The organism is Parafrankia colletiae, from assembly GCF_001854655.1.
Lineage (GTDB): Bacteria > Actinomycetota > Actinomycetes > Frankiales > Frankiaceae > Parafrankia > Parafrankia colletiae.
This window is the reverse complement of sequence record NZ_MBLM01000178.1, coordinates 1-24,548: the sequence shown is the minus strand read 5'-3', so window position 1 is coordinate 24,548 and position 24,548 is coordinate 1. Positions and strand designations below refer to the sequence as shown.

The following is a 24,548-nucleotide window of genomic DNA, read 5'->3' as shown; positions in this document are numbered from 1 at the left end:
CTTCAACCCCTCGGTCTTCCACACATCGGTATGCGTCGCCGACCCGTGATCGAACGGGTTGATCCCCCGCGCCACCGCCTCCGGGTTACGGTGCACCAGCAGATCCACTCCCAGCTCCGCCGCGACCTTGTCCCGGAACTCGTACATCGCCCGGAACTTCCACGTCGTGTCCACATGCAWCAACGGGAAYGGYAACCGCGACGGATAGAACGCCTTCACCGCCAGATGCAGCAGCACCGAACTGTCCTTACCCACCGAATACAACATCACCGGCCGCTCACACTCCGACACGGCCTCCCGGAAAATCTKGATACTCTCCGCCTCGAGGCGCTGCAAATGCGTCAGTCGGCCCATGGATGGGCTGCCCTTCTCTCACGTCACCCCGTCACGTGGCGGGGTGGATTCTCGCTGGTCCTCGCTTGGCGTCACGGTGTACGAGGGTCAGGCGGACGGCACGGGACTCTCCTAGGAGATGATCACCGGCAGGTTCGTCCATCCCCTCGTCGTCGACGTGTGGTCGAGCACCGCGTTGTCGCGGTCGACCTCCCAGTCGGTCCACCGCTTCAGCACCTCGTCGAGCACAACCCGGCCTTCCATCCGGGCCAGTGAGGCACCCAGGCAGAAATGCAGTCCGTGGCCGAAGGCGAGGTGCCGGTCGATCCGGCGGTGGATGTCGAAGGTGTCCGGGTCGGTGAAGTGGCGCTCGTCGCGGTTGGCCGAAGAGTTGAGGAGCAGCACGGCGCTGCCCGCGGGGATGGTCCCTCCGTGGTGTTCGACGTCTCGGGAGACGACCCGGCCCTGGACGGGCGAGGGCGACTCGAAGCGCAGGATCTCCTCGATCGCCTGCGGGACGGCGGACCGGTCGGCAGCAAGTTCCCGGCGCTGGTCGGGATGCTCACCCAGGAGCTGGCCGGTCCACCCGATGAGTCGCCTGGTGGTCTCGTTGCCCGCGCCAGCCAGGACGGAGGTGTAGGTCAGGACCTCCTCGCGGGTGAGCCTACGCGTGGTACCGGTCTCGTCCGTGAACTCGGTGGTGATCAGCTCGGTCATGAGGTCGTCGGACGGATGGGTGGCCCGCCAGTCGATGTACTCGGCGAACGGCTGCGCTGTCGAGTGGGCATCGGTCGGCGGCGGCGCCTCACCTTCGGTGAGCTGGTGGCGCCGCGTGCCGGCGTCCCGGATCGCCTCCTGGTCGCCTTCGGGGATGCCGAGCATCATGCCGATGACTCTCATGGGGACGATCGCCCCGAAGTCGGCGACGAAGTCGAAACTCTCAGCGCCGGACAGCTCGTCGAGCAGCCGCGCGCACAGCGCGCGGACCTGCGGCTCGAGCGCGGCCATCTTGCGCGGCGTGAACACACGCGAGAGCAGCCCACGATGAATGTCGTGAACCGGCGGGTCCTCCGCCAGCAGATTACCCGGTGGCAACCGCACCCCGGCCTTGATGATCTCGAGAACGAAGCCCTCACCGGAGATATACGTACCCCAGTCGGTCAGCGCCCTCTCGACATCGTCGAACCGGCTCAGTGCATAGAAGTCGTACTTCTCGTTGTAGTACAGCGGCGCGGAGTCCCGCAGCCGCCTCCACACCGGATAGGGATCCGCGTCGATCGTGAGGTCGTACGGATCGTAGTAGATCTCCGCGCCCTGTGTTTTCGTCACATCGAACTCCCGCTCACGATGCCTCCAGACATCACGGCCAGATAATCTTGTCGCGCATCGTGGAACGCTCGAGCATTCCGTAGGTCTCCTCGCCGTCCCACCGGTAACGCACCCCGCCCTGGTAGAGGACCGGGAAGTTCGGCATCGCCGGCCGCTCGGTAACGTCGAAGGTCGACAGGGCGGTCTCGCCCTCGATACGGGTCCGCCCGAGTTCGGACTCGAACACGACCGAGACGTCCTCCCCCGTGGGCTGYAGCCTGCCGAGCCAGGGCGCCTCGACCACCCGGGCGGGGATGAGCGGACCGTCGCCGTTGTAGAGGAAGCCCTCGTTGAACGTCGGCACGCCGTCGTCGCGGGGCGGGTAGGCGATGTAGCCGAATGCCCGGCCGCTGGGSAACAGCGCCGACTGCCAGCAGTGCCCCCGGAACTCGGCGAGGTCACGGACGCCCTGGCGGCGGATCCGCAGCCCGCTGCCGGTGAACGTGTGCTCCTCGTTGGCGACCCGCAGCGACCCCTGGGCACGGAAGAGCTGCTCGTAGCGGGCACCGCCCATCAGCCCTCCCTCGACCGAGGACTCGAGCCGCTCGCGTGCCTCGGGCAGCAGCGAGCCCTGGATCCATGGCGGTGCGGCCATCGTGGCCTCCACGTGGAACTCCAGATCCACCCGTGGACCGTCGGAATCACCGGCGATCAGTGCCTGCGTCGAGGTCTGCACCGCGGTGCCACGGAAGGTCACTGTCCAGGTCCGGAACGGTTCGACACACTGGAACGCCAACGGGCCCGTGCCCAGGATGGTGGGACGGCCCTCGCCGTCGAGGGTGGGCAGCGACTTTCCCGCCTCACGCAGACGGTAGACCCGCCCGTCGGGGAAGGCCACATTGAGCTGCAGCTGGTGGGCCTCCCAGTCCGAGGCGACCGCCTCGATCGCCACCCGCGGCACGCCGAGCACGCCACGGTCGTCGGAGATCCACATGCTGGCCGAATCGCGCATGTCCGGGTTGTCGGGCCGCTCGGCAAAGACGTATTCGCGTGTGGCGTCCAGCCCACCGGTGAGATCAACAGCCATGGGTGCCTACCCTTTCAGCGAGCAGTCCAGTGTTTCGTGCGTGCGGTGTAGCCGGCGAACAGCGGGCGAATCTCGTCGATGTCGATGCCGAACGTGGCCGGATCGGGGTGCACGTTCTTCTCGCGCTTCTCGGCGTTCTCCCTCCACCACCGCTGCATGCCGGCCTCGAACTCCGGGGTGACGGGTTCGTCGAGCCAGGCGTAGAGCCCGCGGACCTCGCCTATCGGGTCACGCTGCATCGCCCTGAAGTCGATGTCGTAGAACCGGCCGCCCCGACCCGCATCCCGGAAGGCCAGTGCCCGCTCCATGCCGACCGACCAGTGCTCGACGTTGAGTTCGCCGAAATAACGCAGATCGATCTCGTCGCAGAACGAGGTGGCCACCGCGCCGTAGAGATCCGCGACCGACACCATGACCTCGGCGGGGTCACGGTGGGTCATCACGAACCGGGCATCCGGGAAGACCCGGTCGAGATGGTCAAGGAACAGCAGGTGGGTCGGGCACTTCAGTCGCCACGGCTGGGCTGGAAAGCCCCACTGCAACAGCTTGAGTGTGCGCAGCTCGTACCGGTAGGTCGAGGTGAGATCAGTGTCGAGAAGCCACTTCGAGTACGACGGGACGTACGCGAACGCCTGGAAGTAGTGCGCCTTGAAGTCCAGCGCCATCAGGCTCTGGCACTCCGTCGGCCCGGTCGCACTGGCCGGCACGAGCGCACCGCGGCGCGGCGACGTCCTCGTCCGCTCTTCGACGCTGGCCCGACCGACCTCGATCCTGGGATCGGAGCCGCGCACCGTCGACGGCGGCGGGCACGGCGCCGTCGCCTCCCACATCCGTAACGATCGCGCGTTCGGATCTTCGGCCAGCAGGAACGACAACGCCGTCGAGCCGGTCCGCGGCAGGCCCAGCCCGATCAGCGGCGCAACGATCTGTTCGTCGTCGATCTCGGGATGACGCCGGTACCAGTCCTCGATCCGCAGCCGCTGCGTCAGCAGGCCGAGGAGGAGTCGGCGCAGCGCCACCTGGCCGGCGTCGTTGAGTTGTGCCTCGTTCTCCAGCGCACGCGTGAGCAGCTCCAGCCCCTCGCGAAAGGAGTCGTCGCCGAAATCGTCCAGTCCGGTCTCCGCCCGAGCCGCGTCGAGCAGTTCTACATGTGCTGTCATGGTTCTCCCCTCCGGACATGGGTGATCGCATGCGGAAAATCGGCGGTGCGTCGAGTTCCCACGGAATCCGAACCCTGCGGCATCTGGCGCCACGGGTGGGCAGAAATCAACAGAAGTCGGAGCCGCCGTCCACGTTGACGTTCGCGCCGGTCATGTACGTGTTCCGGCGGGAGGCGACGAAGGCGATCACGGCGCCGATCTCACTCGGCGCTCCGGCCCGCGGCATATGTGCGGGGTGGCCGAAGTGCTCCGCGATACCCCGCATCACGGCGTGCAGGTCGTCCGGGTCGATGCCCTGGCCACGGGCCCACAGGGCCAGGCCCTCGGAGGCGAAGCTGCCCGGCGAGACGGTGTTGACGAGGATCTCCTCGTCAGCCAGGGTCAGCGACAGGTTCTTGGTGATGCTGGTGACCATGGCCTTGGCCGCGGTGTACGCGATCAGCGACGCCGTCTGACGCTTGGTCGAATGCGCGGAGATGTTCACGATGCGAGCCCATTCGGCCGCGCGCAGCAGGGGCAGCGCCGCCCGCACACAACGGACCATGCCCATGACACCGACATCGACGGCGGTCAGCCAGTCGTCGTCGGTCAGCTCCTCGAAGGGGCCCATCCGGTCGCCCTTCGGGCCGGTCGCGTTCACGAGGATGTTCAGCTCGCCCCACCGGTCACGCACCTGGTCGAACGCGGCCGTCACCTCGTCCGGGCGGGTGATGTCGGCCTGCAGGGCGACGGCATCGGCCGCCCCGAGCTCAAGCAGATGAGCGACAGCCGCGTCAAGATTCGCTCGACCGCGCGCGAGTACCGCGACCTTGGCACCATCCGCGGCGAGACACGCCGCGGCAGCCAGTCCCATACCCTGAGTCCCGCCCTGCACCACCGCGGTGGCGGCGGCTAAGCCAAGATCCACAATGGTTCCTCCCGAACGCAGGCCATCTTCACGGCAGTAGGATGTCACCAATATGAGTGCTATGGCAACACCTGATCCGGACGGAAAGGCGGCGACACCACCCCGCCGGCGCTACGACAGCCCGCGCCGGCGGGAACAGGCGGCTCAGACACGCGAACGGATCATCGACGCCGGCTCGGCCCTCGTCCACAGCTTCGCCCGGTGGGACTGGAGCGATCTGACGTTCCGGGCGGTGGCCGAACGTGCCGGCGTCGGCGAGCGCACCGTCTACCGGCACTTCCCCAACGAGTCCGATCTGCACGAGGCTGTCCTGCGCCGCCTCGAGGAAGAGGCGGGCATCACCTACGAAGGCCTCGACCTCGATCAGCTTCCCGAGATCACCACGCGATCCTTCGCGACACTGTCGTCCTACGCGGTCCCACGCTGGACCCCCGAAGGCCCCGAAGACGGGCCGTTGATCCTCAAGGACCAGCGCCGCCGTGACGCGCTCGTCGCCGCCGTCGCCCGACACACGGCGGACTGGCCCGAAAATCAGCGCGAGATGGCGACCGGCATGCTCGACGTCCTGTGGCACGTGCCGTCCTATGAACGGCTGACCACGATGTGGAACCTCGATGGCGACCAGGCGACGAAAGCGATCACCTGGGTCATCGGCCTGCTGGTGGACGCGATCCACGAAGGACAGCGACCCGACTCGGCATGACTTGGTGGACCTCGTCGGGCCTGGGGGCCTGCCGACCGGGCTGAAGTGCGGCGCAGCAGGCGACCGCCACGGCACCTAATCGTGCTCCACGAATCATCGAGAACCTTTCAAAAGGGTTCGAACCAGTTTCCAGCAGGGTTCAAACCAGCGGGGTACCGAAACAGAGGGATCCAGGCAAGGATGGCCGGAATGGCGCCGACCAAAAGCACATCTGGTCGTGATCGCTGGGCAGGGCGCCGTCGAAGGGTGAGCCAGGGGTTTTCCCGCCGGCTGCACGGGTGCCCATGGACCTGGTGGCTGCCGCGCCCATCAGCCGGCATCTACCTGGGGCTGTGGGCGGGAAACCGGGCAGGGTCAGTAGACGAAACGCTCGACGCGGATACGATCGGGGGATTTTCCGCTGGCGAGCAGCGTCCGTTCCACGCGGTCGGTGAACCGCTCCGACCCACAGACGGAGAACAGCGACTCGCTTTCGGCCGCCGGCAGGAGACCGAGAATGTCCATGTCCTGGAGCTGACCGGCCTGGGCGTTGTAGCGGCGCCGCACGGCGAGGTGGCCGCCGTGTTCCCTCTCCAGTGCATGCAGCCCCGCGTCGAACACGGCGGGAGTGGAGTCCGCGGTCGTGTACAGCATGTGTACCCGCAGGAGGCGCTGACCCAGCGCGGTGGCAGCGAGTCGTTCATCCAGTTCGACACGAGACCGCCGCGCACCCGCTGCACGGTGACCCGTATCTGTTCCTCGTCTCGCGTACCACCCGCGCGACGCGAAGCGCGTAGAAACTCGGGCCCGGGGCAGCCTCGGCGGGCCGGCCGGGCGGATCACCGACAAGGAAGAGCACCCGCGGCCGCGCCCGCAGCGGCGCGCGGTCCGCGAGCACGAGGCCTGGCCCGGTGAAGTTCTGCACCCATCTTCGACACTGCGGGTGGGCCGCGATCTCGTCCGTAGTTTCCTGATCCCATGCCTCTGGCTGCGCTGGGGCTGCCTCGTCGTTCCGACTGTTGTGCCGCGCTGGTCCGTCGACTGGCTGTACTGCGGTACGGGCGGTCTCGCGGCATCGGGAAGCGTGGTGTTGGGCGCGGGAGATCCCGGTTCCACCGAAGACCTGGGCGGTCTGACGTCTCGGCGCGGTTCACGTCGAGACGTCAGACCCTGGCTGCGGGAGCCGCGCGGCCGGGCGCCGTCCCCCGCCCGGCCAGGTGAGCGGGGTCCTACGCGTTGGTGCCCGCCGAGCTGACCAGCGTGAAGTAGCGGGCCGTCGGCGGGGGCGTGAGCTGGACGCCCTCCGGGCGGGTCATCATGCCGGAGGCCTGGGCCAGCCCCAGCGCCGTTTTCGCTGCCTCGACGTCGCCTTCGATCTCGTAGATCACGACGAAGCTGTCGCCGTCGACGGCGGCCAGCCGACGGATGGAGACGAAGCCGTCGATCTGCAGGATCTCCGGCAGGTGCTTGTTGTCGTACCAGTCGTGGTAAGCGGTGGCCTCGTCAGGCGAGGCGGGGCGCGACTCGACGATCAGGACGCCGCTTGCCATGTGTGCTCCGTTCGGGTCGGTGACGATCGGTCGTCGCGGTGGACAAGGCCGTCCTTCATGACGAAGCGGACGTCCTCGGTGCGGGTGATGTCCTGGGAGGGGTCGCCGGGGACGGCGATGATGTCGGCGAGGTAGCCGGCCTTCAACCGTCCGAGCTCGTGGTCCAGGTCGACGAGCTCCGCGCTGGTGACGGTCGCGGCCCGCAGGGCCTGGACGGGGGTCATGCCCCGCGATACCAGTGCGATCAGTTCCTTGGCGTTGTGACCGTGTGGCACGGCGGGCGCGTCGGTGCCGCAGGCGATCCGTACCCCGGCCGCGATCGCCTTCGGGAGCATCGCCCTGGCCTGGGGGAACACCACTGCCGCCTTCTTGCGCAGCTCGGGTGCGGCCCGGGCGATGTCCATCGCGTCGGTCAGGTAGGTCGTCGACACCAGGAACGTGCCGTGGTCGGCCATCAGGGTGAGGGTGTCGTCGCTGGCGAGGAAGCCGTGTTCGATGCAGTCGATCCCGGCGCGCACGCAGGCCCGGATCGCTCGGTCGCCCACCGCGTGCGCGGCGACCCGGATGTCGGCCCGGTGCGCCTCGTCCGCGATCGCGGCCAGCTCCTCGTCGGAGTACTGCTGGGCGCCCGGCCCGGTGCTGTGYGACATCACCCCGCCGGAGGCCGACACCTTGATGACCTTGGCGCCGTGGCGGATCTGGTAGCGGACGCACTCCCGCACCTGGCCCACGCCGTTGGCGATCCCCTCGCCGATGGACAGCGGCATGACGCCGGGTGCCAGCCGCTGGAACACGGTCGGGTCGAGGTGCCCGCCGTACGGGGTCACCGCGTGGCCGGCCGCGATGATCCGCGGGCCCTCGGCCCATCCCTGGTCGATGGCGCGCTGGAGTGCTACGTCGAGCAGGTAGCCGCCGGTCTTGACCATCAGGCCGAGATTCCGAACCGTGGTGAAACCAGCACGTAGTGTGGTACGGGCGTTGATGGTTCCTCGAAGGGTGCGGTACGCCGGGTCGTCCTGAACGCCGTGCATCGGCAGCGGCAGTCCCGTCGGGGTCTCGGGCCCGCCGATGAGGAAGTTGAGCTCCATGTCCATYAGCCCGGGAAGCAAGGTGACGTCGCCCAGGTCGAGCTCCGTGGCACCCGCCGGCGGAAGGGCGGGGTTCACCGCGGTGATGCGGTCGCCATCCACCACGACCACCGCGGGCGAACGGACCTCACCGGCGTCGATGTCCAGCCAGCGCGCGGCGCGCAGGACGATCGGCGCCGTCACGGCACCGGCTCGGTGAAGCAGTCGAAGGTCGACGAACCCGTGTCCGGGACCTTCGGCTGGTGCCACACCTCGACCGGGAACGACGCCTGGATCAACGAGTAGATCAGGTGCAGGAGGTTGGTGGCGTCGTCCGGCAGCGCGTCGAGCGGGAGTTTCTCCAGGTACGCGACCGCCTCCTCGTAGCGAGGGGTGACCGCACTGTAGAGGGCCTGTAACTCCTCCATCGAGCTGGCGAGCCGGGTGTTGTACCGCTCGTGCTCGGTGGGCAGGCACCACTTCCCCGCGAACGGTTCGAGTTCGGCGAACTCGGCGGGAAGCAGGTGGCTCATGAACGCGCTCCCTCGTAGTCGTTCACCCAGTCGCGCACCGCGACGTGCAGATGCCGGCACAGGATTTCCTGGTCGTTCAGGTGGAACCGGTCGACGTACCCGGTCTCCAGCATCATCTGTGTCGCCTCGAGGGTGTTCGAGTCCTGCAGTGCGAACTCCTTGAACGTCACCGCCGCCATCTCCTGCGCGATCCGCTCACGGATGTTCGTGGCCGGCAGGAAGTAGACGTTGCCCTCGAAAACGTGCGTGTTGTAGGAAGTCGGCCAGTAGTGGTAGGTGAGGTACCAGCCCTGGCTCCAGATGAGGATCACGAAGTTCGGGAAGAGCTGGAAGGAGTCGAGGCCCCAGGGGTCGCAGCCCGCCGGGTTGACACCGCGCGGCATCTCACCCAGGTCATACTTCTCCCACGGGCCGAAAAGACCGCTGCGGGTCAGGATCTCGGTCGGCTTGAGCAGCTCGGCGTCCATCTCCCAGAACCGGACACCGGACGTGCTGACCAGCCGGTGCGGCCCCTCGATCTGGTAGTGCGGCGCCTCGAAACCGGCCTGCTGGGCGGCCGCGGAGTACTTCTCCGGCGACTGCTTCGCGTGCAGCACCGGTGCGTGGTAGAACTCCGCGAACGCGTCCATGTACAGCTTCCAGTTCGCCTGGATGGTGGTGCTGTACCCGAAGCGGGAGGTCTGCTTCTCGAACGGGTAGCCCTCGAGATCGGTCACCATCGGCCCGAGGAACTCGCGCAGTGTCTGCTCCGGCTGTCGGGCGAAGTTCACGAAGATGAACCCGGCCCAGACCTCGCAGTGCACCGGTGCCAGGCCGTTGCTGCTCTTGTCCAGGTCGAAGAACTCGCCCTCCTGCTGGACGAAGATCAGTGCACCATCGAGGTCATAGCGCCAGCCGTGGTACTTGCAGGTGAACTGCCGGCAGACACCCTGCGTCTCCCGCTTCGGGTCGTCCGTCCACGCGAGCTTGTTGCCCCGGTGCCRGCAGATGTTGTGGAAGGCGTTGACCTGCCTGCTCTTCCCGCGCACCACGATGATCGAGGCATGGGCGGCGTGGACGTCCTTGGTGAAGTAGCTACCGACCCGCGGAAGCTGCTCGACCCTGCCGACGTTTAACCACGCACGCTTGAAGACGGCCTTCCGTTCGCGCTCGTAGTACTCGGGGGAGATGGAGTCCTCGTAGGACACCGGCTCCGTCCCGAGAGCGGGATAGTGCTGCGTCCAGCTACCTTCCGGTGGTTTCGGGAAACGCGGCATGGTCCACCTCCTGTGGTGATGCGGTCATGGAACAGACGGGCTACCCGGTTCGACCCGGGATTCTGCGTGTACCGCGGTGTGGCTTTTCGGGTCGGGAAGCTGGTCGGGGCCCGTCGCGGGCAGCAGCCCGACGCTGTTGAGCAGCATCGCGAGACACACGTAGCTGCCGACCACGAAAATGACCTCAAGCAGCCGCCGCTCGTCGAAACGGCTGGCCAGGCGTTCCCACAGCGCGTCGTCGATGACGTGCTCGTCCACCAGCTGGTCTGCGGCGCACAGCAGGTCGCCGTCCCGCTCGTCCCACAGGGGCGCCGACGCGCCCTCGCGCACCGCGCTGATCTGCTCGGAGGTCAGGCCCGCGGCCTGCGCCATGCGCAGGTGTTCCGCCCACTGGTAGCGGCAGCCCGTCCGCGCGCCGACCCGTAGGATCAGCAGCTCCCGGTCGCGGGGGGAGAGCGCGCCGGAGTCGATCAGTGTCCCGTTGAAGGCCAGCCAGCGGGCGCCGACCCGGGAGTGGCGGGCGAACAGGCCGAGGATCGGCGGCATCGGCGGCGCGTCGACGGCACCGGACAGGTAGCGGTCGGCGCGGGCCAGATTGCCCCGCAGCAGATCGCGGTCCTCCTCCGTCCACTCGGCCACCGGCAGGGGCGGCAGCCGAGGTTCGGCGCGGGTCACAGCACGGACCCTCCGTTGACTCCCAACACCTGGCCGGTGATGAAGCCGGCTTCCTCCGAGGCGAGGAAGGCGGCCGCGGCGGCGATGTCGTCCGGGGCGCCCAGGTGGCCGAGCGGAATGGTGCCGGCCATCACCTCGTTGGCGGGCAGGTTCCCCTCTGCCTGGGACTGGTGCTGCATCGGCGTCTCGATCCCCGAGGGCGGGATGCTGTTGACGGTGATCCCGTGGGAGGCGTACGCGCGGGCCAGCGATTTGGTCAGCACGATCACCCCGCCCTTCGCCGCCGCGTAGTGCGCCATGGTCGGCGAGCCACGCTGCGCGCTGGACGAGGCGATGGTGACGATGCGCCCCCAGCGCCCCGCGACCATGTCCGAGATGGCGGCCTGGCAGCTGTGGAAGGTCCCGGTGAGGTTCACCGCCAGGACCAGGTTCCACTGCTCGAGGGTGATCTCCTCGAACGGATCAAAAGCGACGAGGCCGGCGCTCGTCACCAGGATCTCCGTCGGCCCGAGCACCGCGCGGATATCGGCGAAGGCATCGTCGATGGCGGCGCGGTCGGTCACGTCGACGGCGTATCCGCGCGCCTGTGTCCCGGTGGCTGACAGCTCCTTGACCACCCGTTCCGTGGCGTCGCCGTCACGGTCGAGCACGGCGATGCGGTGGCCACGCTCGGCCAGGTGGTGGCAGGTGGCCTCCCCTATGCCGGACGCCCCACCGGTGACCACCGCCACCCGGGAGCGTTGTGTCCTGGTCCGCGGCATTGTTGGGTTCTCCCTCATTCGTAGACCACTTCGACGACCTGGGTCGTGGGCACGGCCTGGCAGGTGAGCACCCAGCCCTCGGCCACCTCGTCCGGCGTCAACGCGTCGTTGATTCGCATCTCGGCGCCTCCCTGCACGATGCGTGCCATGCAGGTGGCGCAGCTTCCCGTCTCGCACGAGGAAGGCGGGCGCAGACCGGCGAACCGGGCCGTCGCCATGAGCGTGTTGCCACGACGGTGCGCGGTTGTCACGGTCTTCCCGCCAAGCTTGATCGTCACCTCGATGTCATCCACCGCAGCCGGATCCGGCTGCCCGGCCGGCTCCTGCAGCGGCGTGAACCGCTCGATGTACACCTTTGAGGGGCCTACGCCGGTGTCCCGCAGGCCCGCCGCGACGATGTCCATGAAGGCGGCCGGCCCACAGATGTAGTGGACGGCGTCGCTGTGCGCGCCGGCGACTCGGGCGACGTCGGCGTGACCGACGAAGCCCCGGGCGGCGTCCTCGTGGTGCTCGACGACCAGACGGCCCGGGTACTGCTCCACCAGCGCGTCCAACTCGTCACCGAAGATCGCCGCCGGGCGGTCGCGGTTGGCGTAGAGCAGATGAACCCGCCGCGCAGAGCTGACCAGGGCTGTCCGCACGATCGAGAACACCGGTGTGATGCCGCTGCCGGCGGCAAAAGCCACGATGTCGTGCTCTCCCTGGTCGAGCACGAAGGTTCCCCCCGGCGGAAGGACAGCGAGGACGTGTCCTGCACCGACCGTGTCGTGCAGCCAGTTCGAGATCAGCCCGCCGGGTACCCTCTTCACCGTCACGCGCAGCTCGGCGTCCACGACCGGCGAGGACGACATCGAGTAGCTGCGGACGGCAGTCCCTCCGTCGGCGGGTATGCGGAGCGTGACGAACTGCCCCGCCCGGTAGGCAAAGAGTTCGGTCAGTTCGGATGGCACGTCGAACACGATCGAACTGGCCTCGGCCGTCTCCGTGACGATGCGCAGCACCCGCAGCGGGTAGTACCTGTGGCGTGCCGTGCCCGCCGGCACCGCCTCCCCCGTCGAACCAGCGCCGCCTGGCAAGGCCTCCTCCTGCCCTCGTCATCGGGCCGACCTCGGGCCGACACCTGTTCTTCATATGACTAACCTCACGCCAACGCACCGAGGGCGGTGGAGACCCGTGGCAGCGGCCGGCGTAAGACTGGAACCGCACCCGAAGGACTGCCAGTAGCGGGAGGACGGACATGGCGCCGGCACGGCGAAGCCCGGTCGATGACTCGGCCACCCGGACAGCGCTTCTGGACGCCACGGAATCCCTCATGCTGGAGGAGGGGTACGCGGCGGTCACCACCCGCCGGTTGGCGGGCAAGGCGGGGGTGAACAACGGGCTTGTCTACTACTACTTCGGGACGATGGACGGCCTGTACATCGAACTGTTCCGCCGTGGTGCCGAGCGGAGCCTGGCCCGCCTTCGGGTGGCGCTGCAGTCCCCGCAGCCCCTGTGGGCGCTGTGGGATCTGACGCACGACTTCTCCAGCAACGCGCTCACGATGGAGTTCACCGCGCTGGCCAATCACCGAAAGGCGATCAGGACCGAGATCGCGGGCTACTCGCGGACGTTCCGGGAACTGCAGCTCGAAACACTCTCCGAGGTGCTGCGGGGCTACGGCGTGGACTGCGGGCGGTGGCCGCCGGTGTCCCTGATCCTGGCCATGGCGGCGATCTCCCGTTTCCTGCACATCGAGCAGGATTTCGACGTCCGGACCGGCCACAACGAGCTGATCGCGGTGGTCGAACGCGAGATCCGCGCCCTGGAGGGAGAGCGCCGCCCGGCTCAGGACGATGTTGTCGCCTACCAGGCCGCCGGCTAGGACCGAGGGCGAAGCGGGCCGACTCAACGGATCGGCTCGTTACCGAAGATCGTCGTGCGCAGCAGTTCGCGGGGCGAGTCCGGGTCATAGGGAGCCGCGCGGTGCACGACGCCGGTGTTGTCCCAGATGACGGTGTCGCCCACCGACCAGTGGTGGCGGTAGACGCGCTCGGGTGCCGTCGTCCGGTCGAGCAGGTCGCGCAGCAGATGCCGGCCCTCGCCGAGATCCATGTCGACGACGTGGTCCGTGTGCGCGCCGATGACCAGTGACTTCCGGCCGCCGCGCCGGGTCCACACCAGCGGATGGGTGGACGTCGGGCGGGCCCGCCACCGCTCGAGCTGCTCGGGGGTCGGCTGAGGCACGACGGTGCGCTGGGAGGCCTCGAGAGAGTGCACGACGCGCAGCGAGCCGAACAGCTCCTTCTCCGCCTCGTCGAGCGCCTCGTAGCCGGCGTAGGTGCTGGCGAACTCGGTCTCCCCGCCCCGGGCGGCCACCTGCCGGGCGCTGAGCACGGTGGCTTTCTGCGGCGGCTCGCCGTGCAGCGGGGTGCAGCCGTCCATGTGCCAGTAGAACGTGGCCTTCAGGTAGTCCGCCGAGGAGTTCTTGGACCGGTCGAGGGTGACCCGGTAGATGCCCCGGACGGGGTGGTGGCCTGGCTCGTCGTCGATCTCGCCGAGGCGCTCCGAGAAGGCGACCTGGTTGTCCGGGTCGAGGTCCAGGCCGCGGAAGACGAGCACGCCGTACCGCTCCAGAGCCGCCAGGACCGCGCCCGCGACCGCGTCGTCCTTCGCCAGTTCCGCCGCGGTCAGGCCCCTGACCTCGGCGCCCACGGTCGCGGCGAGGGGTTCACAGGTGATGGTGGCGGTCACGGCACAGGCTCGAGATGGCGGTCGAAGTAGGCGGTACCCGCATCAATGACCCTGGGCTGGTGCCAGACCTCGACAGGAAGCGAGACCATGATGAGCGAGTACACGAGGTGGAGCAGGTTCTCCTGCGGCTCGGGCAGCTCCTGCAGCGGGAACGTGTCCAGGTAGGCCATGGCAGCCCGGACCCGCGGGAACGCCACGTCGTAGAAGGCCTGCATGTCGATCATGGTGCTGTTCAGCCGCTCGCGATAGCGGGCCGCCTCGGTCGGAATGCACCACCGGGCGGCGAAGGGCTCGAGATCGGCGAACTCGGTGGGAAGCAGTGGCTCGCTCACGCCCGCACCGGCTTTCCGTCGCGGAGATAGGAGCGGACCCAGTCGTCGGTGACCTTGTGCAGGTGGCGGACGGTGATCTCCTGGTCGGACAGCGGGTACCTGTCGATGACCCGGGACTCCAGACCCAGCTGGGTACCGTCGAGCGTCCCGGCGTCCTGCAGGCCGGCTTCCTTGGAGATGACCGCAGTGGCCTCGTGACGGATGCGCTCGCTGGCGTTGCGCGACAGCGGGAAGTAGTACGACATCTCCCACTCATGCGTGTTGTGGGAGGTCGGCCAGTACTGGTAGGTGAGGTACCAGCCCCGCTCGTAGATCAGGATGACGAAGTTCGGGAAGATCTGGAAGTTCGAGATGGACCACGGGTCCAGACCCCCGGGGTTGAGCCCGGCGGGGAGGTTCGCCGGCTCGAGCTCGGGAATGTCCGGGCGCTGCCAGGGCCCCATGAGGCCGGCTTCGAGGTTCGGCTCGATCGGGTACATCTGGTCGTGCGGCAACAGGTGGCGCGGTACGCCCTTCCAGCCGCCCGTGCTCACCACCCGGTGGGGCCCGTCGGTCTGGTAGTAGGGCGTCTTGAAGCCGGACTCGAAGCTGCGCAGGCTGGGCACCTGCTGCTGCGAATGCAGCACCGACGCGTGGTAGTACTCCTGGAAGGCGTCCAGATAGATCTTCCAGTTGCTGTTGAGCTGTGCCCTGAACGCGTACCGCTCGGTGACCAGGTGGAAGGGATAGCCTTCCATGCCACGCACCATGGGGCCGAGGAACTCGAGCAGCGACTGGCTGGGCTCGTCCGACAGGTTGACGAAGATGAAGCCTTCCCAGACCTCGCAGTGGACCGACACGAGCGGGAACTCGGCCTTGTCGAAGTCGAAGAACTCCTCCTCCTGCAGGACGAACTTCAGCTGACCGTCCAGCCCGTACCGCCAGCCGTGGTACTTGCACATGAACTGCCGACAGATGCCGCTGGTCTCGGTTGTCGGCGTCTGCTCCCACACCAGCTTGTTGCCCCGGTGGCGGCAGACGTTGTRGAAGGCACGCACAGTGCCGTCGAGATCACGGGCGACGATGAGTGACGTCCTGGCCACCGCAAGGTTCTTGGTGAAGAAGCTCCCCTTGCGGGGCAGCTGCTCGACCCGCCCGACGTTCAGCCACGCCCGGCGGAAGACTGCCTCCCGCTCAAGCTCGTAGAACTCCGGCGAGATCGAGTCCTCGTAGGAGACCAGGCCGGTGCCCAGTTCCGGGTAACGGCCGGTCCAGCTGGCCTCCAGCGGCTTGGTGAGGCGCCCCATGAATCCTCCCGGTGGTCTCCATCAAGATCCCCGAACCCAGGTGTTCTCCGGATGACTAACTGTTCTACAAGTGACTAACATAGGAGCTGTCGGGGCCGCAAGGCCCCGCAAGGCCCCGCCGGGACCCCCTGGATCACCGCAGCGGCGCACGTCAGGTGGCCGCGGGGGCCGAAAGGCCCGGGAACCACTTGTCCGGGGCGGTAGGCGTCGAGGTTGGGAGTGCTCGTGCGGGATCGACGGCAGCTGTTCATCGGGGGCGAGTGGGTCGCCCCGAGTACCGACGGCCTCATCGAGGTCATCTCCCCACACACCGAGGAGCTGGCGGGCCGGGTGCCGGCGGCGAGCACCGCGGATGTCGACCGGGCCATCGCCGCCGCACGGATGGCCTTCGACGAGGGGCCGTGGCCGCGCGCCGACCCGGCCGAGCGGGCCGAGGCGATCCGCCGGCTGGCCGCCCGCTACGACAGGTGCCGCGACGAGCTGGYCGATCTCATCACTGCCGAGCTGGGCGCCCCGATCACGTTCGCCCGGCGCGCGCAGGTAGGCCTGCCCGGGATGATGATGAGCGCCATCGCCGACATCGCCGCGAGCCTGCCCTGGCAGGAGAACCGGCCGGGCGTCTACGGCCAGGACGTGCTGCTGCGCCGCGAGCCCGTCGGTGTCGTCGCCGCGGTCGTCCCCTGGAACATGCCGCAGTTTCTGACCGTCACCAAGGTCATCCCTGCGCTGCTCGCTGGCTGCACGGTCGTACTCAAGCCCGCACCTGAGTCCTCCCTGGACGCGCCGTTCTTCGCCGACCTGATCGACCAGGCCGGCCTGCCGCCGGGCGTCGTGAACGTCGTACCCGCCGAGCGGGAGGTGAGCGCCTACCTGGTCGCGCACCCCGGCATCGACAAGGTCTCCTTCACCGGCTCGACGGCCGCCGGCCGGCAGGTCGCGGCGGCGTGCGCCGCCAACCTCACCAAGGTCAGCCTCGAGCTCGGCGGAAAGTCAGCCGCCATCGCGCTGGACGACGCCGACCCGACCACCGTCGCCCAGGCGGTCCGCTTCTCCGGCATGGGCATGGCCGGCCAGATCTGCAACTCCCTGACCCGGGTGATCGCGCCCGCGGACCGCCTCGGTGACTACGCCGAGGCGCTCGGCGCGACCCTGTCGGCCATCCGGGTGGGGGACCCAACCGACCCCAGGACGGAGATGGGCCCGCTGGTAGCCCGCCGCCAGCAGGAGCGGGTGCGCCAGTACATCGAGGCCGGGACACGCGAGGGGGCCCGGCTCGTCGTCGGCGGCACCGACCTGCCTGACGGCGTCGACCGCGGATGGTACGTACGGCCCACCGTCTTCACCGACGTCGACAACACGATGACGATCGCCCGTGAGGAGATCTTCGGCCCGGTCCTCGTCGTCATTCCGTACCGTGACACCAACGACGCTGTACGCATCGCCAACGACTCGCAGTACGGCCTGGCCGGTGCCGTGTTCACGGCAGACACCGAGCGCGGCCTCGACATCGCCGGCCGGGTACGGGCCGGAACATTCGGCGTGAACCAGGGCTACTCGATGGACCCGGCAGCGCCGTTCGGCGGGGTCAAAGGCAGCGGGTACGGCCGTGAACTCGGCCGGGAGGGCATCGAAAGCTACCTCGACATCAAGTCGATCTCCGTCGCCGCGCGGTAGCCGAGCCCGGGGCTGCGTGGCCCCCTCTCCGCTCAGCGCGCGTCCCAGTCCCGCCGAGAGCGCGGCCCCGGTCCTGCTGAGCGCGGGGATGACGACCTCCCGGCAGGGTCCGGGGACTCTCACACATGCCGGAAAAGTTGATCTTCTTCGAGTGGCCCCGGGGTCGAATATCTGCGATCTCTTGCTGGCCGACCTTGCAAAACCGGCGGTGGATGGTGTCGGCGACCTTGAAAGGCGACACCATGTCGCATCAACGCAGATCAGACCGCCGCGTCCGTAGTCGTCCTGTCGCACCAGAACTTGATGTACGCGCGCGAGTAACGCGAGTAAACGGTCCACCGACAACGTCCTCGCAGATCGGACCCCAGCCCGATCTTGACCGTCCGCCGCAAAAGCGGACGGTCTACCAGTGCCGACCTTGAGCACCGCTGCAGGTCATGGCACCGACGCGACCGGGCCAGACAACCTCCGTTGCCACACGAGACCCATACCTTGTGGCAACGTCCGTGAACAGTTGGCATCCGTGGCGAGCAGTCGAGCGGTAGGAGCGGGTCCACGGGCAGGATCGCCGGCGGTTGGTCGATGCGGCGATCACGGGCGCCCAGGCGGGTTCCAGCGGGTGATGACGTCGAGGGTGGGCGCGGTCGCGGAGCCACGTGGCTCGGCGACGAGGCCAGCGGACTCGGCCACCTCGGCCACGTCGTCGATGGTCTTCACCAGGCGGCCGGCGGTTTCGGCGAGCAGGAGTGCGCGGGTCAGCCGGCCCTTGGTCTGCTTCGCCTGGTAGCTGAGCGGACGGCGGACCCAGCGCCCATCGACGAGTTTCTCGGTCAGGGCACGCACAGGCAGGGCGCTGGCGCGGATCGGTCCGGAAAGGGATGGCACGGTCGCGTAGTCCGACGAGCGGAGGTCCACGACGAGGTGCTCGCCGACGGCATCCGGCGCGCGGGCGACCAGCAGGTCGGGCAGAGCCGGCGCGAGCCGGGCGCGCCAGAAGGCCCCGAGCGCGGTCGGTGTGGCCTCGCCACCGAGACCGGGGATCGCCGCCGCCATGCCGACACGGTGGTCGGGCACCGGTTCGGTCGCGCCGAGAAGGCCGAATGCCCCGCTGGAGACGAACAGGGTGTGGCCGGCCACTGCTCGCGCGGCGGAGGGCAGCGCCGCCGGAGCCAGCGCCTGGAAGAGGACGCCCGCGAATCGGTCGAGCGCTGGCATCGTTGGTGCGTCCAGTATCGCGATGTTGGCGGCCAGGTCCGCCTTCGCGCGCGAGGCCGGCAGCCGCAGCGCGAGGATCGCCGCGTGCGGGTCCGCCCGGCAGACCGCCGCGAGCGCCCGCGCGACCTCGGCGCGAGGTCCCGCGAGTGGGCCGTGGCCGAACCCGACCGTCCGCAGCGACGGCCCCTCACCCCCGTCGGTCTTCGCCTCGCTCGGCGGCAGCAGGATCCGCACCTACCCGACCTCATCTCACGATCTCGACATCCCGGCGTTCTGTGCTGCCACGCTACGGCCGCATCGAGGACGATCAGCGGCTGGCCGCGGCCGCCCGGCCACCCAGATGGCCGCCGCGCGATTGCCATGATCGCCGTCCTGCTGAGGTCGGGACCGGGCCGGCCTCGGCGAATGTCGACATCGCCCTCGTTCGTCCCGGCCTCGCTCGTGTTCGGGCCGGGCTCCCGGCCCTGGTCGACCTTCCGACAGTCTCCGTCTCCGCCCCGATCCCAGGCACGCCCGCCTGTGCTCCGCGCGCCTCGGCGGAGGCGGACGTCGAGGACGGCCCGCTTCCTCCGAGGGGTGCGATACCGGGTTAGCGAGCCAGCCGGTCCCCTGAAACTTGGCGGTGACGATCGGCACCTCGTTGATGTCGGCCCGTCGAAGCCCTCGGTACCCCTGCGCGACGGTCTCGCGGAACATCGGATCGGAGAGAACGACGGCCAGATCCAGCCGATCATGATCCTCGAGCAGCTCCCGGACGGGGGTCGCGCCGTCGCCCACCGCCGCGCCGACGCGACCCCCGACGAGCCCATCACCGACATCCCCCTGACCTACACCGCCCACCCCCTCCTCCGCGACGACCCGCCGCCCGCCGCCACCGCCCGCTGACGCCGTCAGTCGGCGGTAGGCCTGCTACCCGCGCCGCCGTGGATCCGCAGGTACTGGGCACGGACCGCGTCCAGGCTGGCGTTCGTCTCATCGACCTTCCAGAAGTTCCAGGCACCCGGGTTCGCGTCGGTGGCATCCTTGGCCGCCGCCGACGGCGAGCCGAAACGCCCGCCCGATTCGGTGCGGATGCGCCCGTCGGCGAGCAGGGTCGCCCGGTGCTCGGTTCCGCGCCAGCGACCGATCAGTTTCTCGTTCGGACGGACCAGCCCGGCGGACAGCAGGTCGGACAGACGCACCCCGTGATTCCGCCGTCGCGGGCGGGCTCCGCCGGTGCGGCCGGCATCCGCAGCGGACGCGGGAGCGCCGGCCGCCGTGGACGGCAGGGGAAGGCCGAGGGCATCCGGAGACCAGATCCGTTCGGCCATCGCCTGGTACAGCTGGCCACGCGACTGGACATATGCCTCGACCGGGTCGTCAGCCTCGTACGCGCGAAACCTACTGTTCAGCCCATGCTTCTTGGTGAACTCACGGAAGTTGACGATGCCACGCCCGCTCAGCGTGGAGGCGTCCAGCGACGCGGCCAGCCAGTTCGCCCGCAGGTAGGTCGGCATCTTGCTCTCCAGCGGCGCGCTGTTCACGCTGGCGTTCTCCGCTCCGTCCAGCAGGACCAGACCACCGACAAGCCCACGGACCTTCTGGAAATCCGCGTCGGACGCTGCCTGCCCGGAGTACGTTCCCGACTTCCTGGTGAAGAGGTGCTCCACCTCGTACGGACGGCGCCCCGACGGGACGCTCAGTAAACGGACGATCGGGTCGTCCTTGCCGGAGCCCTTCTCCAGCCAGCTGGTGAGCCGGGCCAGCAAATAGACCACGAACGGCCGGTTGGTCCCCGGGCGGTAGCGCAGCTGCGGGACTTCGGAGAAATGCCGGTACCAGCCGGCCGCAACCCGGCCGAGGATCCTGCCCAGCTCGTCCGCGGTGCGGGACTCTCGCACCGCGGGGCGCAGTTCCGCCACCAGGGTGTCGAGTTCCTCCGGCTCAGAGTCGGCCTGCCGGAGCGTGTGGGTCACGAAGTAGAGGTCAAGGAAGTTTGCCACGAGCTCGCCTTTCCGCTGGACGGTCGGCGACGAGTCCGCACGATCGGCGGCGGCCAAGGTCAGGTCGAACTGGCGCGGTAGCCGGTTCAGCGCGTTGAACCAGACGCCATCCAGCCCTGGCGTGAAGTCGTCCGCGGCAGCGAGGAGCGTCACGTACGGCTCGTGCAGCGGCTCCAGGTAGTCAGTGAACAGCGCGAGCTGCCGATCCCGCCTTTTGCTGGGCCAGATGCTGTCGGCGTGCCGATGCAGCCACTCGTGCGGCGCGTTCTCCCGGGCCTCGTCGCTCCGCCCGGTCGGGTCGACATCGAAGAAGTGGGCCCGCAAGACAGTCCGGACGAACTCGAGCGGAGCGTCTTGGCCCAGCCCGTCCAGCCGGTTGACCATGGCCTTCCACCGCCGGTCGAGCTTTCCCCGGTCGGCGTGCGTACCGGTGAGGAGATATCGCTTGAGCAGGTCGAGCGGAGCGAGACGCAGGCCGCGGTCGTTCATCGCGACGAACATCTCCTCGCCCCGCTCGGCGTCCCCGGCGTCCAGCTCCACCAGCGACACCCGGTCGAGCAGCCACCAGCCGAAAAGAACGAGCACATCCTGTTTCAGGCGGTCCGGCCAGCGGGCGAGCAGATGCTTCGAGGCCTCCTGCATGCGGAGCACGTCGGGCGACTCGCCGTCCGCGCTGGTCGGGCGGTCGGTGAAAAGCTGGTCGAAATAACTCTCGTACGCGTCGATGCGCACGGCGAACCGCCGCCGGGCCCGGCTGTCACCGCGGATGAGCGTGCGCACCCTCGCGTGCAGGTCCTGGGCATCCTCCCGGTCGGCTGTCAGGTCGAACAGGTGGATCAGGACCAGCAGCAGCGTGACGATCCGCTGCTGGCCGTCGGCCAGATAGGTCTGGTCACCCCGCCGGTAGGTGATGATGGAACCGAGGAAATAGGGATCGTAGTACCTGACATCGTCCTCGGTATGCGTCTCGTCCCACTGTCGCTGAAATCTGTGGGCCAGATCATCGATGAGCTGATCGATCTGCGGGAGCCCCCAGGCATAGGTCCGCTGGAAGGAGTCGAGATGGTACGAGCGCCCTTCGAAGAGCTCCAGAACGGTGATCGCGCTCGACGACACGATGGGTTTCGGGGAATCAGGAAGCCGCACCACCCGGGTCACCCGGCCCCGGGACGGCGACGCCAGCCGTGCACCGGTACCGTCATGCGACGAGTGCTTTGGCTACGACGACCGGCCGACTGCCGCCGGACCAGGAGTAGCCCGGCCGCACCACCCGGACTACCTGGCCCGGGCGATGTCCGTCCGGGCCGCTGGAGTCGTGCAGGTCGGGGTCGAACGCGGCCTGCTCGCCGACGTGGCCGATGGCGGTGAGGTGGCTGCGGTCGGCTTCCTGCGCGAGCCAACTCACGATGTCGTGGGCCGAGCGGCCCTCGGCGGCCAACTCGTCGACGGTACCGACCAGCTCGGCGAGCAGCGCGGCCTTCTCCTGGTCCCGCTGCTCGGACCAGCCGATCTGGGCCCGCGGGCCCGTCGTCTCCGCCCGCGCGAGGCTGTCGGCGATGTTGTCGGCGTACGCCCGCACCAGCCACGCCGGGCCGCGCCGGCCCGCGTACGCCGACAGCGCCTCAAGGGACACGCGCGAGGGATGCGCGACCGGCGACCACTCGTACAGCGCCGGTTTCGGCTTCGAGATGTGCGGATGCGCCCGGAAGAGCGGGCGCAGGCGATTCCACTGCCGGGTCACGTCCTCGGATCGCACACCAGCGGCAGTGAGCACGGCTCTTATCTCCTGCAATCTCACCGGACCGCGGGCGCGCCTGATCACCTCCACGAATGCTGATCCTGAATCGTCAGCGAACTGCTTTGCGAGAATCCGGTCGTCCATAAAATCCTCACCCCGATCGGAATCATAGTCGCAATCGACGGAAAACCCACAGAAACATCAGCGAACGTGCGATCCGACCGCGACACCACCCGGATCCGGCAGCGCGGCAAGCCATCGGCACCCCAAAAAAACTAACGGAAACGGGCGGACCGCGGACTTCCTTCCGCACTATTAACCACTCCCGTGGCCGGAAGTGGCGTATCGACAAAAATCAGCCCTTATGCGCCACTCGCGATCCATTCAGGGGCCCGACCGAGATCCTCAGCGACCTGCCCGCCAGCCGGCCACCCGACCTCGGTGCGCAGAGCGTCACAGTGCACGTCCGAACCAGCCATGACGGCATCGTGCTCCGTCGTGCCACTGCCGCCGCGAAGACGCTGCCGCGCTGAACGCGATCCGCTGCGGCGCAGAGCAACCGGTTCGGTAGCCACGCCCCGGCGGCGAGCGCGGGCGGCGGGCGAACCCTGGGGGGATAGACGGCCCACGACCTCCCCGCATCCACCACCGCGCGCCCCTGGCCCCGCAAATCTGATCACGCTGCTGAGGATTCACTGGCACCTTCAGGAGCAGGAACGGGACACCGCCGCCGAGTTGTGGATGGAAAGTGGCTGGATCTTCGCCTAACCCACTGGCCGCCCCGTCGACCCGCGCGCCGACTACGAGGAGTGGCGCGACCTGCTCACCGACGCCAAAACCGCGCGGCACGGCTGCACGACGCACGCCACACCGCCGCGACCTGCTGCTCATGACGACGGGGTAACAGGTACAAACGAGACCAGGACTGAGACCACAAAGCCCGCCGAGACTTCGGCGGGCTTCGTATTACCTACTGGTGTGGGTGGGCAGGGGCGGGGTCGAACCACCGACCTTCCGCTTTTCAGGCCGAACTGACCGTCGTTTCAACGTCCGCGGACGTTCGTTTTCGGCCGTGGAAGGCCGCTGAGGTACGTGGTTGTTCGCCAGCGTCGCTACACCCGTTGCTACACTTCGACGAGGCCACGAGCGGGGCGTTCCGACCGGCCCGGCAGCGCCAGCGCACGGCCCAGCGCACCCGGACGGCGGGCGCGACGGCCGCCGGCGCTCCAGCCTCGGAGAAGGCACCGAAACCAAGGAACCCCAAGGTCGCTCCGTAGAACCGGCCCAGGGAGTTCGTGACGTCGAGGCCATCGAGGATTCCGTCGCGCGCGCTCATGATGCTGCCAGGCGATCCATCWCCAAACGCGTCGACCGTGACCACCAGCGCGTCGCGGCAGCGGCAGACGAACCTGCTGCGCTCGACTCGGTGCGCAGCGCGTCACGGATCTCCCCCGCGCGGCGGTCGAGGTTGCACTGGCGGCCAGCGCGGCGCAACGCGGAGGCGATCCGCGCGGTCGACAGGGCCCCGGCCCCGCACCGGGGTCGGGACGATCTCCAGCACGGCCAGGGCGTCGCGGGTGGCGAGCTCGACGGCGAACGCGACCAGTGTCGCCGGATAGAACTCCCGCGACGTACGGTCACACCGGCACCACGCTTGTCACCGTCCCGGCGACGCTCATCGCCCAGATCGCCCAGGTCGAAAGCGAGCTGACCGGGTGTTTTGACAGGCGACCGGACGCGATGATCCTGCTGTCCCAACCGGGGCTGGGACAGGTTCTCGCTGCCCGGGTGCTCGCCGAGTTCGGAGACGACCCGACCCGCTACAACACCAAGGCCCGCAAGGACCATGCCGGCACCGCACCGATCACCCGCGCATCCGGCACCAGACGCGTCGTGCTCGCCCGCATCGCCTGCAACAGACGGCTCCGCGACGCTCTCTACCTCCAGGCGTTCGCCGCCCTGACACACCTCTCCCGGCGCACGGGCCTACTACGACACCCACCGCCGCCCGCGGCGCCACCCACCACCAGGCGCTGCGCGTCCTCGCGAACCGGCTCGTCGGGATCCTGCACGGCTGCCTGCGCCACCACACCCCCTACGACGAAACCACCGCCTGGCGCCCCGCCAGAGCACCGACCAGAAGATCGCCGCTTGACAGTTAGAACCGTGGGATATCTAGGCGGTGAGGAGCGCTTCGACCTCGCGGCCCCAGTCCGGATACATCGCGGCCTTCCGGGCGTGCATCGCGAAGATCGCCTGATGCAGCCCG

General features: G+C 68.6%; 23 protein-coding genes and 1 pseudogene. 5 read left to right on the top strand and 19 right to left on the bottom strand.

Annotated features, from left to right (window positions below; genetic code table 11):
* The 5 genes from CC117_RS32680 to CC117_RS32660 form a co-directional block, all read right to left on the bottom strand.
* A partial coding sequence (locus tag CC117_RS32680; protein ID WP_157905499.1) for a phosphoadenosine phosphosulfate reductase domain-containing protein occupies positions 1-354 on the bottom strand: 354 nt, incomplete at its 3' end.
* A 111-nt stretch (positions 355-465) separates the two neighbouring features.
* A complete protein-coding gene (locus CC117_RS32675; RefSeq protein ID WP_071091959.1) occupies positions 466-1,662 on the bottom strand; it encodes a cytochrome P450 in 1,197 nt (398 codons plus the stop codon).
* Positions 1,663-1,693: 31 nt separating this feature from the next.
* The gene (locus CC117_RS32670) at positions 1,694-2,728 is read right to left on the bottom strand and encodes a hypothetical protein (RefSeq protein ID WP_071091956.1); all 1,035 of its coding nucleotides are present in this window, start codon (positions 2,726-2,728) and stop codon (positions 1,694-1,696) included.
* A gap of 14 nt (positions 2,729-2,742) precedes the next feature.
* Positions 2,743-3,888: a sulfotransferase family protein gene (locus CC117_RS32665; protein WP_071091953.1), complete on the bottom strand. Its 1,146-nt coding sequence runs from the start codon at positions 3,886-3,888 to the stop codon at positions 2,743-2,745.
* 106 nt (positions 3,889-3,994) lie between these two features.
* The gene (locus CC117_RS32660; protein WP_071091950.1) at positions 3,995-4,795 is read right to left on the bottom strand and encodes an SDR family oxidoreductase; all 801 of its coding nucleotides are present in this window, start codon (positions 4,793-4,795) and stop codon (positions 3,995-3,997) included.
* Positions 4,796-4,847: 52 nt separating this feature from the next.
* Between CC117_RS32660 and CC117_RS32655 the strand changes: the two genes are divergently transcribed.
* The gene (locus CC117_RS32655; protein ID WP_071091946.1) at positions 4,848-5,498 is read left to right on the top strand and encodes a TetR/AcrR family transcriptional regulator; all 651 of its coding nucleotides are present in this window, start codon (positions 4,848-4,850) and stop codon (positions 5,496-5,498) included.
* 354 nt (positions 5,499-5,852) lie between these two features.
* Here CC117_RS32655 and CC117_RS32650 read toward each other — a convergent pair whose 3' ends face one another.
* The 8 genes from CC117_RS32650 to CC117_RS32615 all read right to left on the bottom strand — a co-directional run bounded on the left by CC117_RS32650 (position 5,853) and on the right by CC117_RS32615 (position 12,395).
* Positions 5,853-6,131, bottom strand: a complete 279-nt coding sequence (locus tag CC117_RS32650) for a ferredoxin reductase domain-containing protein (RefSeq protein WP_071091943.1) — start codon at positions 6,129-6,131, stop codon at positions 5,853-5,855.
* A gap of 575 nt (positions 6,132-6,706) precedes the next feature.
* Positions 6,707-7,027, bottom strand: a complete 321-nt coding sequence (locus CC117_RS32645; protein WP_071091939.1) for a hypothetical protein — start codon at positions 7,025-7,027, stop codon at positions 6,707-6,709.
* Positions 7,009-8,298, bottom strand: a complete 1,290-nt coding sequence (locus tag CC117_RS32640; protein ID WP_071091936.1) for a metal-dependent hydrolase family protein — start codon at positions 8,296-8,298, stop codon at positions 7,009-7,011. Before CC117_RS32640 ends, CC117_RS32645 begins: the two co-directional genes overlap by 19 nt.
* Positions 8,295-8,627 carry a hypothetical protein gene (locus CC117_RS32635; RefSeq protein ID WP_071091933.1) on the bottom strand — a complete coding sequence of 111 codons (333 nt, stop codon included), beginning with the start codon at positions 8,625-8,627 and terminating at the stop codon, positions 8,295-8,297. Before CC117_RS32635 ends, CC117_RS32640 begins: the two co-directional genes overlap by 4 nt.
* Positions 8,624-9,883 (bottom strand): aromatic ring-hydroxylating oxygenase subunit alpha, encoded by a 1,260-nt coding sequence (locus tag CC117_RS32630; RefSeq protein ID WP_071091930.1) that lies wholly within the window; start codon positions 9,881-9,883, stop codon positions 8,624-8,626. Before CC117_RS32630 ends, CC117_RS32635 begins: the two co-directional genes overlap by 4 nt.
* A gap of 24 nt (positions 9,884-9,907) precedes the next feature.
* On the bottom strand, positions 9,908-10,558 hold the full coding sequence (locus CC117_RS32625) for a carboxymuconolactone decarboxylase family protein (protein ID WP_071091927.1): 651 nt from the start codon (positions 10,556-10,558) through the stop codon (positions 9,908-9,910).
* Positions 10,555-11,319, bottom strand: a complete 765-nt coding sequence (locus tag CC117_RS32620) for an SDR family NAD(P)-dependent oxidoreductase (protein ID WP_071091925.1) — start codon at positions 11,317-11,319, stop codon at positions 10,555-10,557. The genes CC117_RS32625 and CC117_RS32620 overlap by 4 nt, the downstream gene beginning before the upstream one ends.
* Before the next feature lie 14 nt (positions 11,320-11,333).
* Positions 11,334-12,395 carry a ferredoxin--NADP reductase gene (locus CC117_RS32615; RefSeq protein ID WP_241830618.1) on the bottom strand — a complete coding sequence of 354 codons (1,062 nt, stop codon included), beginning with the start codon at positions 12,393-12,395 and terminating at the stop codon, positions 11,334-11,336.
* A 161-nt stretch (positions 12,396-12,556) separates the two neighbouring features.
* Here CC117_RS32615 and CC117_RS32610 point away from each other — a divergent pair, with 161 nt between their 5' ends.
* Positions 12,557-13,183 (top strand): TetR/AcrR family transcriptional regulator, encoded by a 627-nt coding sequence (locus CC117_RS32610; RefSeq protein ID WP_071091919.1) that lies wholly within the window; start codon positions 12,557-12,559, stop codon positions 13,181-13,183.
* A gap of 23 nt (positions 13,184-13,206) precedes the next feature.
* Here CC117_RS32610 and CC117_RS32605 read toward each other — a convergent pair whose 3' ends face one another.
* From CC117_RS32605 to CC117_RS32595, 3 genes are read right to left on the bottom strand one after another with little or no spacing between them, the layout of a single operon-like run.
* Positions 13,207-14,052: a TauD/TfdA dioxygenase family protein gene (locus CC117_RS32605; protein ID WP_071091916.1), complete on the bottom strand. Its 846-nt coding sequence runs from the start codon at positions 14,050-14,052 to the stop codon at positions 13,207-13,209.
* A complete protein-coding gene (locus CC117_RS32600) occupies positions 14,049-14,384 on the bottom strand; it encodes a hypothetical protein (protein WP_071091913.1) in 336 nt (111 codons plus the stop codon). The genes CC117_RS32605 and CC117_RS32600 overlap by 4 nt, the downstream gene beginning before the upstream one ends.
* On the bottom strand, positions 14,381-15,670 hold the full coding sequence (locus CC117_RS32595) for an aromatic ring-hydroxylating oxygenase subunit alpha (RefSeq protein WP_071091910.1): 1,290 nt from the start codon (positions 15,668-15,670) through the stop codon (positions 14,381-14,383). The genes CC117_RS32600 and CC117_RS32595 overlap by 4 nt, the downstream gene beginning before the upstream one ends.
* A 225-nt stretch (positions 15,671-15,895) precedes the next feature.
* On the opposite strand from CC117_RS32595, the gene CC117_RS32590 reads away from it, so the two are divergent.
* Positions 15,896-17,344, top strand: coding sequence for an aldehyde dehydrogenase (locus CC117_RS32590; protein ID WP_071091962.1), 1,449 nt, complete (start codon positions 15,896-15,898; stop codon positions 17,342-17,344).
* A 591-nt stretch (positions 17,345-17,935) separates the two neighbouring features.
* On the opposite strand, the gene yaaA is transcribed toward CC117_RS32590, so the two are convergent.
* Positions 17,936-18,793 carry a peroxide stress protein YaaA gene (gene yaaA, locus CC117_RS32585; protein WP_071091907.1) on the bottom strand — a complete coding sequence of 286 codons (858 nt, stop codon included), beginning with the start codon at positions 18,791-18,793 and terminating at the stop codon, positions 17,936-17,938.
* A gap of 498 nt (positions 18,794-19,291) precedes the next feature.
* On the opposite strand from yaaA, the gene CC117_RS38350 reads away from it, so the two are divergent.
* Positions 19,292-19,444, top strand: a complete 153-nt coding sequence (locus CC117_RS38350; protein WP_198542066.1) for a hypothetical protein — start codon at positions 19,292-19,294, stop codon at positions 19,442-19,444.
* 5 nt (positions 19,445-19,449) lie between these two features.
* Here the strand turns inward: CC117_RS38350 and CC117_RS32575 are convergent, their stop codons facing one another.
* Both CC117_RS32575 and CC117_RS32570 read right to left on the bottom strand, forming a co-directional pair.
* Positions 19,450-21,657: a restriction system modified-DNA reader domain-containing protein gene (locus CC117_RS32575; RefSeq protein ID WP_157905498.1), complete on the bottom strand. Its 2,208-nt coding sequence runs from the start codon at positions 21,655-21,657 to the stop codon at positions 19,450-19,452.
* An 82-nt stretch (positions 21,658-21,739) separates the two neighbouring features.
* Entirely contained in the window at positions 21,740-22,315 is a 576-nt protein-coding gene (locus CC117_RS32570; RefSeq protein ID WP_071091898.1) for a nucleotide exchange factor GrpE, read from the bottom strand.
* Between the two features lie 1,551 nt (positions 22,316-23,866).
* Between CC117_RS32570 and CC117_RS36895 the strand changes: the two are divergent.
* Positions 23,867-24,441: pseudogene (locus tag CC117_RS36895) on the top strand (transposase); the annotation flags it as partial.
* Between the last annotated feature and the right edge of the window lie 107 nt (positions 24,442-24,548).

Excerpts from the sequence above, each read along its gene's own strand:
- CC117_RS32665 (WP_071091953.1), bottom strand. The coding sequence starts at position 3,888 with ATGACAGCACATGTAGAACTGCTCGACGCGGCTCGGGCGGAGACCGGA.
- CC117_RS32655 (WP_071091946.1), top strand. The coding sequence starts at position 4,848 with ATGAGTGCTATGGCAACACCTGATCCGGACGGAAAGGCGGCGACACCA.
- CC117_RS32650 (WP_071091943.1), bottom strand. The coding sequence starts at position 6,131 with ATGCTGTACACGACCGCGGACTCCACTCCCGCCGTGTTCGACGCGGGG.
- CC117_RS32645 (WP_071091939.1), bottom strand. The coding sequence starts at position 7,027 with ATGGCAAGCGGCGTCCTGATCGTCGAGTCGCGCCCCGCCTCGCCTGAC.
- CC117_RS32635 (WP_071091933.1), bottom strand. The coding sequence starts at position 8,627 with ATGAGCCACCTGCTTCCCGCCGAGTTCGCCGAACTCGAACCGTTCGCG.
- CC117_RS32620 (WP_071091925.1), bottom strand. The coding sequence starts at position 11,319 with ATGCCGCGGACCAGGACACAACGCTCCCGGGTGGCGGTGGTCACCGGT.
- CC117_RS32610 (WP_071091919.1), top strand. The coding sequence starts at position 12,557 with ATGGCGCCGGCACGGCGAAGCCCGGTCGATGACTCGGCCACCCGGACA.
- CC117_RS38350 (WP_198542066.1), top strand. The coding sequence starts at position 19,292 with ATGATCCTCGAGCAGCTCCCGGACGGGGGTCGCGCCGTCGCCCACCGC.